Below are 16,612 nucleotides of genomic sequence, written 5' to 3' on the forward strand. Positions count from 1 at the left end.
CGGTTGGGACGGAACGTTCAACGGACAGTTAATGCCATCAACCGATTACTGGTTCAAGGTAGAATATCCTGAAGCAGGTGTTATGAAAGAATTTAAAGCCCATTTCTCATTGAAAAGATAAAAAACCATGAATTTAAAAAAAGTTTATTTAGTACTATTATTTGCGGTAGCTCAGGTATCGTTTTCTCAAGAAGGATTGCCTGTATATTCTGACTATCTTTCGGATAATTATTATTTGCTTCATCCATCTATGGCTGGAGCTGCTAATTGTACCAAAGTTAGATTAACAGCAAGACAACAATGGTTTGGTCAAGATGATGCGCCGGCATTGCAAACTTTGAGTATAAATGGTTCTTTAGGTGAAAGATCGGGTGGTGGAGTTATTGTTTTTAATGATAAAAACGGTTATCATTCACAAACAGGGATGAAGTTGACTTATGCACATCATATTATGTTTTCAAGAGACAATGTTGATTTGAATCAATTGTCTTTTGGTATGAGTGCAGGTTTTGTGCAAAGTAGTCTTGATGAGAGTTCTTTTTATACTAATGATCCTTCGTTTGATCCAGTTGCTTTTGGCGACATACAAAGAGCTTCTTACTTTAATGTAGATATTGGAGCATCGTATAATTTCTTGGATTTTTATGTACATGCTACAGTTAAAAATGCATTGGCTAGTGATAGAAAATTGTATACCGATAGAGAACCAGTTAATTTAAGACGTTTTATTTTGAATTCAGGGTATACTTTTGGTGATCCTGATAAGATTGTTTGGGAACCATCTTTCATGTTTCAGTTAGTTACTCAAACTCAAGAGAAAACGGTAGATTTGAATATCAAAGCTTATAAGGAACTTGATTTTGGAAGACTTTGGGGAGGATTGTCTTATAGAAGAAGTTTAGATGGGGCGCAGTTTGTTGAAGGTCAACAAAGTATTGGCGATCAAAAGTTACAATACATCACTCCAATTATTGGGTTAAATTTCAATAGTTATATGATTTCTTATACTTATTCTCATTTATTAGGTGACATTAAGTTTGATGCTGGTGGATTTCACCAAATTACATTAGGTCTTAACTTGTTCTGTAAAAGAGAGAAATACCACTGTAATTGTCCTGCGATTAATTAATAATTCAAATAATGTCCCGTCAAAAAAGATGGGACTTTTTTTTAAGTAATGGTTATAAAAGCTGTAAATGGAAAATCTCCTCAAATTCCGGAGGATTGTTATGTTGCTGAAAACGCAACGATTGTTGGTGATGTTTCTTTTGGAAAATCATGTAGTGTTTGGTTTAATGCTGTAGTACGTGGCGATGTTAATTTTATCAAAATAGGCGATAAGGTAAATATTCAAGATGGTGCCATTATTCATTGTACGTATCAAAAACATCCAACGGAAATTGGGAATAATGTTTCTATTGGTCATAATGCTATTGTTCACGGTTGTAAAGTGCATGATAATGTTTTGATTGGAATGGGTGCAATTGTAATGGATAATTGTGTTATTCAAAGTAACTCGATTGTTGCTGCCGGTGCTGTGGTTACGCAAAACACGGTTGTAGAATCGGGGACGATTTATGCTGGTGTTCCTGCTAAGAAAGTTAAGGATATTGATCAGTCGGATTTTGCTGGCGAGATTGAACGTATTTCGAATAATTATGTAATGTATTCGAGTTGGTTTAAGGAAGAGTAAAAGAAGCCGAAAGTTGGTTTTTAGCCCCGATTGAAGCGGAAATCCTGTCATTGCTTCACTGTTGTTTGTGAGATTGCTTCGTTCCTCGCAATGACAGATTGTAGCGGAAAGCGGGAAAATGGTTTAAAAGATTTTTGGAAGTTTGGCTTCTAGAAATCTTTTTTTATTACTGGATAATTGTGCTTTAGAATTTTTTCGAGAACAGTTGGGTTGGCATTAGTGTAGAAAATGTTCTTTGGTTGATGGCTTTCTTGGTTTAAGTTGTTTTTTTCGGATAGGATGTTTTTGGTTTGCTTTGCAACGGCTTCGCCTGAATCGATGATTTTAATGTGCTTTGGGAGGATTTTTTTGATTTGTGGCAAAAGATATGGGTAATGGCTGCAGCCTAGCACAAGATAGTCGATATTCGCTTCTATCATGGGTTGAAGGTAATTGTTGAGTAATTCTTTAATTTGAGGTGAATTGATTTTTCCTTTTTCGATTAGTGGAACGAGTCCATGGCCAATTTGTTCGATGATTTTAGTGTCTTGAAATTGTTGGGCTGTTTGATGAAATAGTTCGCTGTTTAAGGTTCCTTGTGTGGCGAGAATTCCAATGGTTTGGGTTTTTGAATGTAATGCTGCTGGTTTTATTGCGGGTTCAATGCCAATGAACGGAACTTGGTATTTTGCTCTTAGTTCTTTGATGGCATTGGTTGTGGCTGTGTTGCAGGCAACGACTATAATTTTGCAATTTTGATTGAGCAGAAACTCGGTGTTTTTATTGCTTAAATGGATGATTTCTTCTTTTGATTTTTGTCCGTAAGGTGCATTTTTGCTGTCGGCTAGATAAATGGTGTTTTCGTTTGGCATGAGTTCATGAATTTCTTTCCAGATGGAAGTTCCGCCGATGCCTGAATCAAATAGTCCTATTGGGTTGTTGTTTGTCATAAGTAACAAAAATAAAAAAAAACTGCTCAATCCTGTTGAAAGGTTGAGCAGTTTTTTACTTTTATAATTAAGCTTTTGATTAAAAACCTAAATCTTTTTTAACATCAGCAGTTAAATCTGGACCATCTTTTAAAAGTAAGTCAGCTGCGTTTAATACATATTGATATCCTTTTGCTTTTCCTACTTTTTCAATAGAAGCTCTAACTTTGTCGTATAAAGGTGCTACTAAGTCAGTTTCTTTCTTTTGTAGTTCTTTTTGAGCATTTTCTCTGTAATCTGTAATACGCTTAGTTAAATCTTGCATTTCTGTTTGACGAGTTGCATTTACAGCGTCACCAACGGTATCTGCTTCTTGTTCGTATTTTTTCATTTTAGCTTGGTACTCGTCAATCATTATTTTATATTCAGCATCATAGGTAGAGCTTAATTTTTCTAATTGTTTTTTAGCTTCTATTACTGCAGGCATTTTAGAAATAATTTCATTTACATCTACGTGTGCAGTTTTTGCTTGAGCATTCATCGTTTGCATTGTTCCTAGAAACACAACTCCAGCGATTAGTAATGATTTCAATCTTTTCATTGTTTTAAAAGTATTAATTAATTATTGTTATTCTTCTTTTTTTGGTTCTTCTTTAGGTTGATTTTTTTTCTCTTCCCTTGCTTTTTTTGCCGCTTCTCTATCGGCTAATATTTTTTTCTTTTTTTCTTCAAGTGCCGCTTTTCTGTCTTCTAATGTTTTTGCTCTTTCGGCTGCTTTGTCTTCTTTAGCAGTAGCAGTTCCATCGGTTGTTTTTTCAGCGTCTTTAGTTTCTTTGTTGTCTTCTTTTTTGTCAGTTGCAGAAACCGTGCCAGATTTTTTTGCTTCTCTTTCGGCAGCTGCAGCATCTTTTTTATCTTGAAGTTCTTTTTTCTTAGCTTCGTTTGCCGCTTTTCTATCTTCAACAAGTTTGTCTCTAGCAGCTTTTTTTTCTTCTAATGCTTTTCTTCTTTCTGCTAGAGCAGGATTTTCATCTTCTAAATCCTCTTTGTATTCTTTGGCTTCTTGATCTTTTAATTGTTTTTTTGTAAGCTGTTCTCTTCTTTCTGCTCTTGTTATTGTTTTAATAACTTGCTCGCTGATATCGTGTCTTTTTGCTGCAAAAAGCATGGTTAAATCGGATGATTTGTCAAAAACGAAATCGAATTTTTTGGCTTCAGCTATATCTTGAACTGCAGTAAAAACTTGATCTTGAATTGGTTTTACCAAAACGGCTTTTTGAGTGATTAAATCGCCATTTGGTCCAAATTTCTTTTGTTGAAAGTCGATAAGTTCACTTTCTTGGAAAGCAATTTCTTCTTCTCTTTCTTCAATTAATTCACGCGTTAGAAGTGCTTTTTCAGTTTTTAAAGCATCTTTAAGTTTAGCTATTTCAACTTTTTTTGCTTCTATATCTTGTTTCCACTTTTGTGCTTTTTGTTCTAATTGACTTTTAGCTTCTGTATAATCAGGAACGTTTTGTAGAATATATTCCATATCAATAAAACCTATCTTTGTTCCTCTACTTTGAGCATTCATTGCAAATGAAGTAAGAAGTAGTAATGCTAAAAAATATTTTTTCATATTATTATGATTTTAAAATATGTATCAAATATAATTAAAATTGTTGACCAATAATAAAATGTGTTTCCCAACCGTTCTTTTGTGTTGTTCCAGAACCTGGCACGGCATCAAATCCATGAGCAAAGTCTATACCAAGTAATCCAAATGCAGGCATAAATATTCTTAAACCAAATCCAGCCGAACGTTGTAGCACAAATGGATTGTATTCTTGGAAGTTGTTGAACGACGAACCTGCTTCAAGGAATCCTAATGCATAAATTGACGCAGCAGCTTTTAACGTTAATGGATATCTAAGTTCTAACGAGAATTTATTATAGATTGTTCCACCATTAATATCAGATAATGATTGGTTTGGATAACCTCTTAATTGCACCACTTCTCGACCGTCAAGCGCAAAGTTAGCCAATCCATCACCACCAAGGAAGAAACGTTCAAAAGGAACCATTCCTCTTGCGCTGTTGTACGCGCCAAGGAAACCAAATTCTCCCAAAGCTCTTAAAACTAACGCTTTTTGTGGTGTTCCAGCAATTTTTGTGTAGGAGTCAACTTTGAATTTTACTTTGTAATATTCTAACCAATTGAACCTTTCTTGGTCAACTTTTGATTTGTCTGCAGCAGCATCAGTATAATTATCTACAGCTTGGTAGTGTACAGTTCCGTTTGGAAATGTTTCTTTAATTCCTAGATAATCGCCTTCTAATGGAAAGTAACCTTCGCTATTTGTGTAAACATTCTCCATTCCAGCAGTATACTTTAATTTATATTTTTCTTGATTTTCCAAGTCACCATAATCAATTCCGTTCCAAAGCGAATAAGGTAATGTAAATTTTGCTGAAACGCTATATTCTGCTCCAGATGTTGGATATATTGGATTTACACCTTTATTGTTTCTAGTTAAACCTACTGTAAAAGCTAAGTTTCTTGAAGCACCATCTCCAAAAGAAAATAATCCAGTGTTGTAATTATTTAAATCATAATATTGGAAACTTGTTGAACCAGATAATACAAAATAATCATCAGGAATTGTTAATCTTTTTGCTAAACCTACAGAAAGTGACGTAATGTTAAAACTTTTAGTTCTGTCAACATCTCTTGATCTTCCTGTGTATAAAAATTGTTTACTATGAGACAATGAAGTCGAGAAATTAACTGGTTTTTTTCCGCCAAACCATGGTTCAGAGAAAGATAAACTATACGTTTGAAAGAATGAACTAGCTTGTGCTCTCAATGATACTCGTTGTCCGTCGCCCATTGGTAATGGTTTGTAAGCTTCTTTATTGAATAAATTTCGCATTGAGAAGTTGTTGAACGAAAGTCCAAGTGTTCCAATAAAACCTCCGCCACCATAACCACCTTGAAGCTCAATTTGGCTAGAACCTTTTTCTACTAAGTTGTATTCAATATCAACTGTTCCTGCTGCTGGATCGACGTTTTTGAATTTCGGATCGATTGCTTCTGGATCAAAGAAACCCAATTGTCCAATTTCACGAATAGTTCTAACCAAAGCATCTTTGCTATATTTTTCACCAGGATGTGTTTTTAATTCTCTGTAAATTACTCTATCATGGGTTTTGTCATTTCCAACAACGGTAATGTTGTTAAAATAGGCAATTGGGCCTTCGGTAATTCTTATTTCAAAATCAATAGTGTCGTTTTCTGTTTTTACTTCAACGGCATTAATGTTTGAGAATAGATAACCATTGTTTTGATATAAATTGGTTAAATCATCAGCATCAGGTTTTGTTTTATCGGCAATTCTTTTTTCAAGTAAAACTCCGTTATAAGTTTCTCCTTTTTTGATTCCAAGAACACGACTTAAAAGTTGATCAGAATATACTGAGTTTCCTAGGAATTTAATATCACCAAAATGATATTTTCTTCCTTCTTCAACTTTAATATTGATAGCTAATTTTGATTTTTTCTCATTCAAGAATACTGAATCCGATACAACTCTTGCGTCACGATATCCTTTTTCTTTGTATTTAGATACGATAGAAACTAAATCTTCTTTGTATTTGTCTTTTACAAATTTTGAAGATTTAAAAATTCGGATAGGGTTGATTTGTTTGGTGTTTTTCATCGCACCACGCAGCTTTTTATCCGAGAATTTTTCGTTGCCGTCAAACGTTATTTTTGAGATTTTAAGTTTGTCTCCTTTGTCAATATTAACCAGCATTTTAACCAAGTTGCCTTCGGTTGTGTCTGGAGTTGTAGTGATGAAAACTTTGGTATTAAAAAAACCGTCTTTTTTATACTTATTTTCAATGTAGTTTTTAGTAGTCGTGATAAGGTTTTCGTTTACAATTTTGCCTTTTGTTAACGAGTTATCTTTGATAAGTCCTTCGATTTTTGATTTTTTTACTCCTTGAATTTTTACATCACTCAATTTTGGTAGTTCAGTGATGAAAAGATCAAGCCAAATACTGTCATTTTCAGTTTTATTTACATAAAAATCGATGTCGCTAAAAAGTCCTAGTTTACCTAATTTTTTGATGGCGTTACTAATTTCTTCTCCAGGAACAGTGATTTGTTGGCCTTTTTCAAGTCCAGTAAAGGTAACAACGGTTTGCTGATTGTAGCTGATTTTTCCAACCACATTTACATCGGCTAAAATATATTTTCTTCCTTGAGAAAACGGTAATCTTTCTTCTTGGGCTTGTAATTGAAAAATATTCCCAATACATAAAGCGATTAAAAATATTTTTAGGGTATTTATTTGCACTGAAAATCTATTTAATTTGTTCACTTGTTTTTCCAAATCTTCGTTCTCTTTTTTGATAGCTAATGATGGCATCATATAAATCGGTTTCTTTAAAATCGGGCCAAAGAACATCAGTAAAATAAAACTCTGCATAGGCTATTTGCCATAGCAAAAAATTACTAATTCTGTGTTCGCCACTGGTTCGTATTACCAAATCAACATCGGGTAAATTGTGTGTGTAAAGATGCTGATTAATAATTGATTCATCAATATCGTCTTGAGAAATTATATTATTTTTAACTTTACTACTTATATTTTTAACAGCATTTAACAATTCTTCTCTTGAACCATAGCTTAGCGCTAGTGTTAGCGTCATTCGGCTATTGTTTTTTGTTTTTTCTATAACTGTTACTAATTCTTTTTTGGCAGATGAAGGAAGCAAATCTAAATTGCCTATAGCATTCAATCTGATATTGTTTTTTTGTAGTGTGTCGAGTTCTTTTTTTAAGGAAGAAATGAGTAATTTCATTAATGTTTCTACTTCCAACTTTGGACGATTCCAATTTTCGGTAGAAAAGGCATAAAGTGTAAGATTTTCTATTCCTAGTTTGGCACAACTTTCCACTGTAGTTCTAACCGATTTTGTCCCATTTTCATGACCAAAAGCTCTTAGAAATCCTTTTTGTTTTGCCCATCGACCATTTCCGTCCATGATGATGGCAAGGTGTTTGGGTAAATTGTCTTTATCTATAGTAGTGTTCAAACTCATTTTTTTACTCTGCACAATAGCATGGTTTTTCTCCAAAGGTGTACGTTATCGTTATTCCCGAAAAAAAGTACCAATCATTACTGTTAATATTTCCAAATTTTAACGGTGCCAAATTTTCATTTTTTGGATTGCTTCCGTCCAAATTATCGGTAAATGTATATCTTGCGCCAACTTCAACTCCAATGACAAAGTTTTCAATAAGATTACTTTTTATTCCAACAACCATTGGAATGGCTAAAGCACCTTCTCGATAATCTTTTTTAGTTTGCCCGTTTAACACAAAAAGCTCATCATATATAAAATAGGACAAACCTGAAAAAACATAAGGCGTTGTTTTTCTTCTCAAAGCATCATGAAGATTAAAATCAAAAAAATTGAATTCTAATCCTGCTGAAAATTCCTTAATACTGTTGCCAAATTTATAACCACGCAAATTTCGGTTAGGAACATTTGAATCTAAGTCATTCGCAGTAATCGATGATTGCATATACGAAAATCGATAGGAATGTCTCGGACTTTTATTCCATTTATACAAAATTCCAAAGGCAAATTCATTTGGATTAACATAATTTGTTTTCCCAACATCGCCAACATAGTTGCTTCCACCTAAAAAAGCACCAATCTCATGGATTTGTGCATTTGAAAAGTTTTGAAACAATATACAAAAAAACAGTACTAAAGTCTTTTTCATTCAATTGAAAATAGCGTGCAAATATAACAATTCTCACTACTTATGAAACATCAAAAGTAGATTTATCACAAATAATGTTAAAGTAGTCAGCTTGTTGAACTTGAACTGTGATGTTTTTAAAACGAAAAAAAATGTGTTGTAGTATATTTTTTGGTTCTTTTTTTCTAATTTCTTTTATCTTCACCCCAAAGAAGTTTGTTTCTTAATGTTTTAAAAAAAGTTTCTTCTGGAATTTCTACCATTTTAATTTTGAAAGGTGTTTTGCTGATGGTTAATTCGGCATTATTGTTTACCGATACCATTCTAGAATCTAACGAAACCAAGTATTGTTCTTCTCTTCCAGAAACTTTTAGTTTAATAATGGTGTCATCAGGAATTACTAATGGTCGAGCGTTTAAATTGTGTGGCGCAATTGGTGTTATTACTAATCCTTTTACTTCGGGAGTTAAAATTGGTCCGCCACAACTAAGTGAATATCCTGTTGAACCTGTTGGTGTTGAGATGATTAAGCCATCTGCCCAATAGGAATTTAAGTATTCGTCGTTTAGAAAAGTTTCGATTGTAATCATTGAAGTGGTGTCTTTTCGGCTTACCGATATTTCGTTCATTGCAAAATTAATGTCCATCCCAATTTCATTGGTTGAACAATCTATCGTTAAAAGTGTTCGTTCGGAAATAGTGTATTTTTTTTCTAAAACAACTTTTAGGAACGATTCAATGTTTTCTTTTTGAACTTTGGCTAAAAAACCCAATCTTCCAGCATTCACGCCAAGAATTGGAATGCCTGAATCACGAACAAAAGTTGCTGCTCTTAAAATTGTTCCGTCGCCACCAATACTAATTAATATGTCAAAACTGCTGTTTAAATCTTCGTGAGAGGAAAACGTGTTGTATTGTTTTTCAATGATTTTTTCTTCGTAAAGAATTTTTAAAAATTTCTCTTCGATAACCATTTCCACGTTGTTTCTGTTAAAAAAAACAAAGATGTCTTTAATAATTGGTCGCGTGTCGTTTTGATAATATTGTCCGAAAATGGCAACTTTCATAAGATTACATATTTAAGTATTTGTCCAAATATTCCGAACGTTCTTTTAAATTATTCATATAATTATCTTCGTGATGTTCAGAGATAATTTCGTAGTTATATCGTCTAAACGTTTGGATAATGTCGTTCAAACCGCCAAGTGTAATTTTTACGGTAACTTGAACTTTTTCATTATTGGCTTCCGAAACAAAAAGACCTAACAATTTTCCGTTATTACTTTCTACAATTTGAGCAATCTGGCTCATCGAATAATCGATAGCGGCTTTTTCAACCACAATAATTCCTCCAGTTTCTTTTAGAAAAGGCGTCTCGTTTAAAAACTTTATCACATCGGTTATTTCATAATAGCCAACATAGTTGTTGTTTTCGTCCAAAATAGGAACAAGATTAGCATTGTTTCGCGCAAAAATCTCTAAAACATCAAGCCAAATCATGGAATTTCTAACAAAAAAACCTTCCAAAGCATAGCGATAATCGAGTATGGTTTTTTGAAAATCAAACGTTTCAGCATCAACTGATGAAATACAACCTTGATAAATTCCTTCGTTTAAAATTGGAAAATGTGAAAAAGTACTTTCGGCAAAAAAATCTTGAATTTCGGCAACGGTTTCGTTAATCGAAAAAGGTTTAAAATCGTTGTTAATGTATTCAGAAAGTACTCTCATGTATTCATTTTTTAATCGACTGCAAAATAATCAAAATTTCGGACATGTTGACTTGCTTTAACTTTGTATTTTTGCTGAAATTTATTAATAGCCACAGATTCACTGATTTTTTAGGATTAACTTCAAAAAATAGTAATCTGTGCATCTGTGGCTAAAAGTTGAAAAAAAATGACAAAATTAAGTGTAAACATCAATAAAATAGCAACGTTACGAAATGCTCGTGGTGGAAATGTGCCCGATTTATTAAAGGTTGCAACCGATATTCAAAAATTTGGCGCACAAGGAATAACCATTCATCCGCGACCAGATGAAAGACATATTCGCTATCAAGATGCACGCGATTTGAAATCGATTGTTTACACCGAATATAATATTGAAGGAAATCCGCAACATAATTTTATCGATTTGGTTCTGGAGTGTAAACCAACACAAGTAACGCTTGTTCCCGATGCGATTGGAGCGATAACTTCTTCGGCAGGTTGGGATACGATAAAATTTCAGGATTATTTAACCGAAGTAATTTCAGAATTTCAACGAAACGGAATTCGAACTTCCATTTTTGTTGATCCAATTCTGGAAATGATTGAAGGCGCCAAAAAAACCGGAACCGATAGAATTGAGTTATATACCGAAAGTTTTGCACATCAATATGATTTAGGAAATGAAAAAGGAATCGAACCTTATACAAAAGCTGCTGTTTTAGCCAATGAACTGGGTTTAGGGATCAATGCCGGACACGATTTGAGTTTGGATAATATTAAATTTTTCAAAGAAAATATTCCAAATTTATTAGAAGTTTCCATTGGCCATGCTTTGATTTCTGAAGCGTTATATTTAGGTTTGGACAATGTTGTGAATATGTATTTGAATAGATTAAAATAGAATTTCAATCTTGAAACTTTGAGATTAGAATTTAAAATATAGTGTATGGAGACCGATAAAAACATGTTGTTTTCTGAAATAAAAGAAATTATTCTTCTGTCTCGTCAGCGAGTTTTTAGAATGGCAAATTCTGTTTTGCTTGAAACCTATTGGCAAATAGGAAAATTAATTATTGAAGATGAACAACAAGGAAAAGAACGAGCGGAATATGGTAAAGCGGTTTTAAAAACGTTAGCTGGTCAACTTACATTGGAATTTGGGAAAGGGTTTGACTATACAAATCTTACCAATATGAGAAAGTTCTACCTCGCTTTTCCAATTCTTGACGCATTGCGTCAAGAATTGAGTTGGACACATTATAGATTGCTTTCTAGAATAGATTTTCAAGAGAAAAGAAATTTTTATCTTAAAGAAAGTGTTGATAATAATTGGAATAGTAGAACGCTACAACGACAAATTAATTCATTAGCCTTTGAGCGAATTTTAGAACATAAAAAAGATGTTTCTGAAAAACCAACCATTCAAAATTTAATAAAAGATCCTTATATTTTCGAATTTCTTGGATTGCCAAATGATATTAAAAACAGCGAAAAAAATATCGAAACCGCAATAATAGATCATATTCAAAAGTTTTTGTTAGAATTTGGAAAAGGATTTGCATTTGTAGCACGACAACAACATATCGTTACCGATACTTCAGATTTTTATATCGATTTGGTTTTTTACAATTACATCTTAAAATGTTTTGTAATTATTGATTTAAAAACAGGAGAACTTTCGCATCAAGATATCGGACAAATAGATATGTATGTTCGAATGTATGATGATTTGAAGAAGTCAGAAAGTGATAATCCAACCGTTGGAATTTTACTTTGTTCAGAGAAAGATGAAACAATAGTCAAATATTCGGTATTAGCAGATAAAAAAAGCGTTTTTGCAAGTCAATATTTGTTATATATGCCAAAAGAAGAAGAGTTAAAACAGATCATAGAACAAGATAGACATCTTTTTGAATTAGAAAATGGAGAATAAGTTATACTCAAGAATAGAAGGCGAAGGCAAGCCGCTTTTAATCATTCACGGATTTCTGGGAATGAGCGATAATTGGAAATCATTTGGTTCGCTTTATGCTGCCGAAGGTTTTCAAGTTCACATGCTCGATTTAAGAAATCATGGAAAAAGTTTTCATTCCGATGAATTTAGTTATGAAATCATGGTAAACGATGTTTTGAACTATTGCCAACATCATAATTTATCATCGGTTTCAATAATTGGTCATTCGATGGGTGGAAAAGTAGCGATGCTTTTTGCAACAACTTATCCTGATTTGGTTGAAAAACTTATCGTAGCTGATATTGGTCCAAAATATTATGCGCCACATCATCAAGATATTTTAGCCGGATTGAACGCAGTTGATTTTTCTGAAAAACCTGATAGAAGTCAAGTGGAAGAAACGTTGTATCCGTTTATTCCCGATTTTGGAACAAGACAATTTTTAATGAAAAGTCTGTATTGGAAAGAACCTGGACAATTAGCATTCCGATTTAACCTGTCTGTTTTTAATGAAAAAATCGAACAAATTGGCGTGGCTTTACCAAGTGAAAAACGTTTTGAAAAACCAACGCTTTTTATTCGTGGTGGAAATTCCAGGTATATTTTGGATACCGATTTACCCGAAATTCAAAATCATTTCCCTAATTTTAAACTCGCAACAATTCCAAACGCTGGACACTGGCTTCATGCCGAAAATCCAAAATTGTTTTTTGAAGAAACTAGTAACTTTTTAAAATAAACTATGAAAATAATTATCCGATTACTCGTTACCTCTGTTTTAGTAATGATAATTTCACACTTAATGAAAGGTGTAATTGTTGACGAATTCATGTCAGCATTAACCGTTGCAGTTGTTTTAGCATTGCTAAATCTTTTTGTAAAACCAATATTGGTTGTCTTAACCTTGCCGGTAACTATCTTTACGCTGGGTTTTTTCTATTTGGTTATCAATGCCGCAATGATTTTGGTTTGCGACCATTTTATCGACGGATTTAAAGTAAGTACATTTTGGACAGCAATGCTTTTCAGTATAATACTTTCGTTATCACAATCAATCGTCTTTAAATTGACAAATAATGACTAAAATAAAAAGCTAAAATTCAAATATTTAAAAACTTTGTTGGGTTGTGAAAAAGTTGTACTTTTGCAACCCAATTTTAGTATGTAAAAAACACAAGAAATGAATATCACAAGAAATAACGTAGATGCTTTAAATGCAGTAGTTACAGTAGAAGTATCCAAAGCAGATTATGCCGAAAAAGTACAAAAAGTTTTAGCAGATTATAGAAAAAATGCTTCAATTCCTGGTTTTAGAAAAGGAGCAGTTCCAATGAGCTTAATCCAAAAACAATATGGAAAAGCAGTGTTGTTGGATGAAGTAAACAAATTGTTGCAAGATAATTTAAACAAATATTTAGTAGAAGAAAAATTAGATATCCTTGGAAATCCGCTACCAAAAGTAACCGAAGATTTCAATTGGGATGTTGAAGATTATAAATTTGAATTCGAATTAGGTTTAGCGCCAGAATTCACTGTGGATTTAACAGCAAAAAATGATTTGGTAAAATATACTATCGTTGCCGATGACAAAATGTTGAATGACCAAGTGGCTAGAATTCAAAAACAATACGGAAAATTAATCGCAAAAGACGTAGTGGAAGAAGGAAACGATGTTTCTGGTGTTTTTGCTAACGAAGAAAAAGCAATCAACAACAGAACGACACTTTCATTAGATGTTTTTGCAGATAAAAAAACAGCGAAAGCTTTCATTGGGAAAAAAGTAGGTGATGTGGTAACGTTAAAAACCAAAGGTTTATTTGACGACGATCACAAATTGATGGATTATTTAGCAGTTGGACATGATGACGTTCACGGTTTAGATATCGAAGTGACTTTTACAATCGATGAAGTAACAACACATGAACCAGCAGTTTTAGACCAAGAGTTATTCGATAAATTATTTGGACCAAAAGTGGTAACTTCAGTTGACGAATTGAAAGCAAAAATCAAAGAAGATGCCGAAAAACAATTTGCTCAACAAGCAGATCAAAAATTCTTAAACGATGTTACGGAGTTTTTGATTGCAAATACGAAATTTGATTTACCAGCTGAATTCCTAAAAAAATGGATACAATCAGCAGGTGAAAATCCTCTTTCTGCAGAAGAAGCTGAAGTTGAATTTACAAAATCAGAAAACGGTTTACGTTACCAATTAATCGAAGGTAAAATCATTACAGAAAATGGTTTACAAATCACTTTCGAAGATTTAAAAGCATACACTTCTGAATTGATAAAAAAACAAATGGCACAATTTGGTCAAATGGATCCATCAGATGAAGATGTACAAGGAATTGTTGCTCGCGTTATGTCAAATCAAGACGAAGTGCGTCGTTTGTCAGAACAAGTAATGAACGAGAAAATGCTAAACTTATATAAAGAAAAAGTTAAAGCAAAATCTAAAGAAGTTTCTTATGATGATTTCATCAAAGCGATGTATGGTGAGATTTAATTAAAAAATTAGTATCTTTGAGCGTCATTTCTGAATAGATTTGACGCTTTTTGCTTGTTTTAAGGCTAATTTTCGGCTTTGACCATTCAAATTCAAAGAGAGTTTAACATAATTACTTTTTTTTAAAAAAATGAACTACGGAAAAGAATTTAAAAAATTTGCGACAAAAAAGCATGGTGTTAACAGCTTATATTATGATAAGATTGTAAACAGCATGACACCATATATCATTGAAGAACGTCAGTTGAATGTATCCCAACTAGACGTTTTTTCACGTTTGATGATGGACAGAATTATATTTTTAGGAACAGGTGTTGACGATCATGTGGCAAACATTATCCAAGCGCAATTACTGTTTTTAGAAAGCGTTGATGCGTCAAAAGACGTTCAAATCTACATCAATTCTCCAGGCGGAAGCGTTTATGCTGGACTTGGAATTTATGATACAATGCAATACATCAAGCCAGATGTAGCAACAATTTGTACAGGAATGGCAGCTTCAATGGGAGCAGTTTTACTTTGTGCTGGTGCAGCAGGAAAACGTTCAGCGTTGCCACATTCAAGAGTAATGATTCACCAGCCATCAGGAGGTTTTCAAGGAGTAACAACAGATATGGAAATCAATTTGAGAGAAACATTGAAGTTAAAAGACGAATTATATAATATCATTTCACAACATTCTGGACAAACTTTTGATAAAGTTTATAAAGATTCAGAACGCGATTATTGGATGATTGCCGATGAAGCCAAAGAATACGGAATGATTGATGAAGTGTTGAGAAGAAGTTAATTAAAAGATTTTTTCCCCATAAAAATCAAATAAACCTATAAAAAATGGCAAGAGAAGTATTAGAATGCTCGTTTTGTGGTAGAAAAAAACCAGAAACCAATCTATTGATTGCTGGAATTAATGCACATGTTTGTGACCGATGTATTGAACAAGCTCACGGAATTGTGCTAGAAGAATTGAAAACCAATTCAAAAGTTAAGGTTTCTTCCGATTTAGTTTTGCGAAAGCCAAAAGAAATTAGAACATTCCTTGATCAATATGTAATTGGACAAGACCAAACTAAAAAAGTGATGGCAGTTGCGGTTTACAATCACTACAAAAGATTGATGCAACATAGCGCTGTTGATGATGTAGAAATTGAAAAATCTAACATCATTATGGTTGGACAAACTGGAACAGGAAAAACATTGGTAGCAAAAACCATTGCAAAAATGCTTGATGTTCCGTTAGCTATTGTTGATGCAACCGTTTTAACCGAAGCAGGTTATGTTGGTGAAGACGTAGAAAGTATTTTGACACGTTTGCTTCAAGCTGCCGATTATGATGTGCCAAAAGCCGAAAGAGGAATTGTATTTATTGATGAAATTGATAAAATTGCTCGCAAAAGCGATAATCCGTCGATAACGCGAGATGTTTCGGGTGAAGGTGTGCAACAAGCTTTGCTGAAATTATTGGAAGGAACGATTGTAAATGTTCCGCCAAAAGGTGGAAGAAAACATCCTGACCAAAAATTTGTGGAAGTAAATACTCAAAATATCCTGTTTATTGCTGGTGGTGCATTTGACGGAGTAGAACGAATTATCTCAAAACGATTGAATAGACAAGCCGTTGGATATAGTTCTGCTAAAAACGGTGAGAACATCGATAAAGATAATTTACTGCAATATATTATTCCAAAAGACATTAAAGATTTTGGATTAATTCCTGAAATTATTGGTCGTTTGCCAGTGCTTACTCACATGGATCCGTTAGACAAAGAAACTTTGCGTTCTATTTTAACCGAACCTAAAAATGCATTAATCAAGCAATATGAAAAACTATTTGCTATGGATGATGTGAAGTTTAGTATATCAAATGAAGCTTTGGATTTTATTGTGGATAAAGCATTAGAATACAAACTTGGCGCAAGAGGTTTGCGTTCACTATGTGAAGCCATTTTAACCGATGCCATGTATGATTTACCAAGTAGTAATGAAAAAACACTTCATATTGATAAAGAATACACCGAAGATGCTTTGGGTAAAAATTTATTAAAACGATTGGAAATAGCGTCTTAAAAATCATT

The 16,612-nt window shown here is 33.2% G+C and carries 18 protein-coding genes; 10 read left to right on the forward strand and 8 right to left on the reverse strand.

Annotation, left to right across the window (positions count from 1 at the left end; all coding sequences use genetic code 11):
* From G6042_RS08740 to G6042_RS08750, 3 genes are all read left to right on the forward strand, one after another.
* Window positions 1–121: T9SS type B sorting domain-containing protein (locus tag G6042_RS08740; RefSeq protein ID WP_169522387.1), on the forward strand; the 121-nt coding region annotated here is incomplete at its 5' end.
* A 6-nt stretch (window positions 122–127) separates the two neighbouring features.
* Window positions 128–1,129 carry a PorP/SprF family type IX secretion system membrane protein gene (locus tag G6042_RS08745; protein ID WP_169523978.1) on the forward strand — a complete coding sequence of 334 codons (1,002 nt, stop codon included), beginning with the start codon at window positions 128–130 and terminating at the stop codon, window positions 1,127–1,129.
* A gap of 48 nt (window positions 1,130–1,177) precedes the next feature.
* On the forward strand, window positions 1,178–1,693 hold the full coding sequence (locus tag G6042_RS08750; protein ID WP_169523980.1) for a gamma carbonic anhydrase family protein: 516 nt from the start codon (window positions 1,178–1,180) through the stop codon (window positions 1,691–1,693).
* Between the two features lie 149 nt (window positions 1,694–1,842).
* Here the strand turns inward: G6042_RS08750 and murI are convergent, their stop codons facing one another.
* The 8 genes from murI to G6042_RS08790 form a co-directional block, all read right to left on the reverse strand.
* Entirely contained in the window at window positions 1,843–2,622 is a 780-nt protein-coding gene (gene murI, locus G6042_RS08755) for a glutamate racemase (RefSeq protein WP_169523982.1), read from the reverse strand.
* A gap of 79 nt (window positions 2,623–2,701) precedes the next feature.
* A complete protein-coding gene (locus tag G6042_RS08760) occupies window positions 2,702–3,202 on the reverse strand; it encodes an OmpH family outer membrane protein (protein WP_169523984.1) in 501 nt (166 codons plus the stop codon).
* A gap of 27 nt (window positions 3,203–3,229) precedes the next feature.
* Complete coding sequence (locus tag G6042_RS08765; protein WP_169523986.1) at window positions 3,230–4,222, reverse strand: OmpH family outer membrane protein; 993 nt, start codon at window positions 4,220–4,222, stop codon at window positions 3,230–3,232.
* Window positions 4,223–4,256: 34 nt separating this feature from the next.
* Window positions 4,257–7,019 (reverse strand): BamA/OMP85 family outer membrane protein, encoded by a 2,763-nt coding sequence (locus G6042_RS08770; RefSeq protein WP_169523988.1) that lies wholly within the window; start codon window positions 7,017–7,019, stop codon window positions 4,257–4,259.
* Window positions 6,952–7,692, reverse strand: coding sequence for an isoprenyl transferase (locus G6042_RS08775; RefSeq protein WP_169523990.1), 741 nt, complete (start codon window positions 7,690–7,692; stop codon window positions 6,952–6,954). Before G6042_RS08775 ends, G6042_RS08770 begins: the two co-directional genes overlap by 68 nt.
* A gap of 4 nt (window positions 7,693–7,696) precedes the next feature.
* On the reverse strand, window positions 7,697–8,383 hold the full coding sequence (porG, locus tag G6042_RS08780) for a type IX secretion system protein PorG (protein ID WP_169523992.1): 687 nt from the start codon (window positions 8,381–8,383) through the stop codon (window positions 7,697–7,699).
* A 164-nt stretch (window positions 8,384–8,547) separates the two neighbouring features.
* The gene (locus G6042_RS08785) at window positions 8,548–9,429 is read right to left on the reverse strand and encodes an NAD kinase (protein WP_169523994.1); all 882 of its coding nucleotides are present in this window, start codon (window positions 9,427–9,429) and stop codon (window positions 8,548–8,550) included.
* A 4-nt stretch (window positions 9,430–9,433) separates the two neighbouring features.
* Window positions 9,434–10,093 (reverse strand): CBS domain-containing protein, encoded by a 660-nt coding sequence (locus tag G6042_RS08790; RefSeq protein ID WP_169523995.1) that lies wholly within the window; start codon window positions 10,091–10,093, stop codon window positions 9,434–9,436.
* 168 nt (window positions 10,094–10,261) lie between these two features.
* Between G6042_RS08790 and G6042_RS08795 the strand changes: the two genes are divergently transcribed.
* From G6042_RS08795 to clpX, 7 genes are all read left to right on the forward strand, one after another.
* Window positions 10,262–10,975, forward strand: a complete 714-nt coding sequence (locus G6042_RS08795; protein ID WP_169523997.1) for a pyridoxine 5'-phosphate synthase — start codon at window positions 10,262–10,264, stop codon at window positions 10,973–10,975.
* Window positions 10,976–11,020: 45 nt separating this feature from the next.
* Window positions 11,021–12,007, forward strand: coding sequence for a PDDEXK nuclease domain-containing protein (locus G6042_RS08800; RefSeq protein ID WP_169524000.1), 987 nt, complete (start codon window positions 11,021–11,023; stop codon window positions 12,005–12,007).
* A complete protein-coding gene (locus G6042_RS08805) occupies window positions 11,997–12,767 on the forward strand; it encodes an alpha/beta fold hydrolase (protein WP_169524002.1) in 771 nt (256 codons plus the stop codon). The genes G6042_RS08800 and G6042_RS08805 overlap by 11 nt, the downstream gene beginning before the upstream one ends.
* 3 nt (window positions 12,768–12,770) lie before the next feature.
* Window positions 12,771–13,112, forward strand: a complete 342-nt coding sequence (locus tag G6042_RS08810) for a phage holin family protein (protein ID WP_169524003.1) — start codon at window positions 12,771–12,773, stop codon at window positions 13,110–13,112.
* Between the two features lie 96 nt (window positions 13,113–13,208).
* Window positions 13,209–14,537, forward strand: a complete 1,329-nt coding sequence (gene tig / locus G6042_RS08815; protein ID WP_169524005.1) for a trigger factor — start codon at window positions 13,209–13,211, stop codon at window positions 14,535–14,537.
* Between the two features lie 130 nt (window positions 14,538–14,667).
* A complete protein-coding gene (gene clpP / locus G6042_RS08820) occupies window positions 14,668–15,327 on the forward strand; it encodes an ATP-dependent Clp endopeptidase proteolytic subunit ClpP (RefSeq protein ID WP_169524007.1) in 660 nt (219 codons plus the stop codon).
* Between the two features lie 44 nt (window positions 15,328–15,371).
* Window positions 15,372–16,604, forward strand: a complete 1,233-nt coding sequence (gene clpX / locus G6042_RS08825; RefSeq protein WP_169524009.1) for an ATP-dependent Clp protease ATP-binding subunit ClpX — start codon at window positions 15,372–15,374, stop codon at window positions 16,602–16,604.
* The last annotated feature ends 8 nt before the right edge of the window (window positions 16,605–16,612 follow it).

This window comes from Flavobacterium solisilvae (assembly GCF_012911605.1).
GTDB lineage: Bacteria > Bacteroidota > Bacteroidia > Flavobacteriales > Flavobacteriaceae > Flavobacterium > Flavobacterium solisilvae.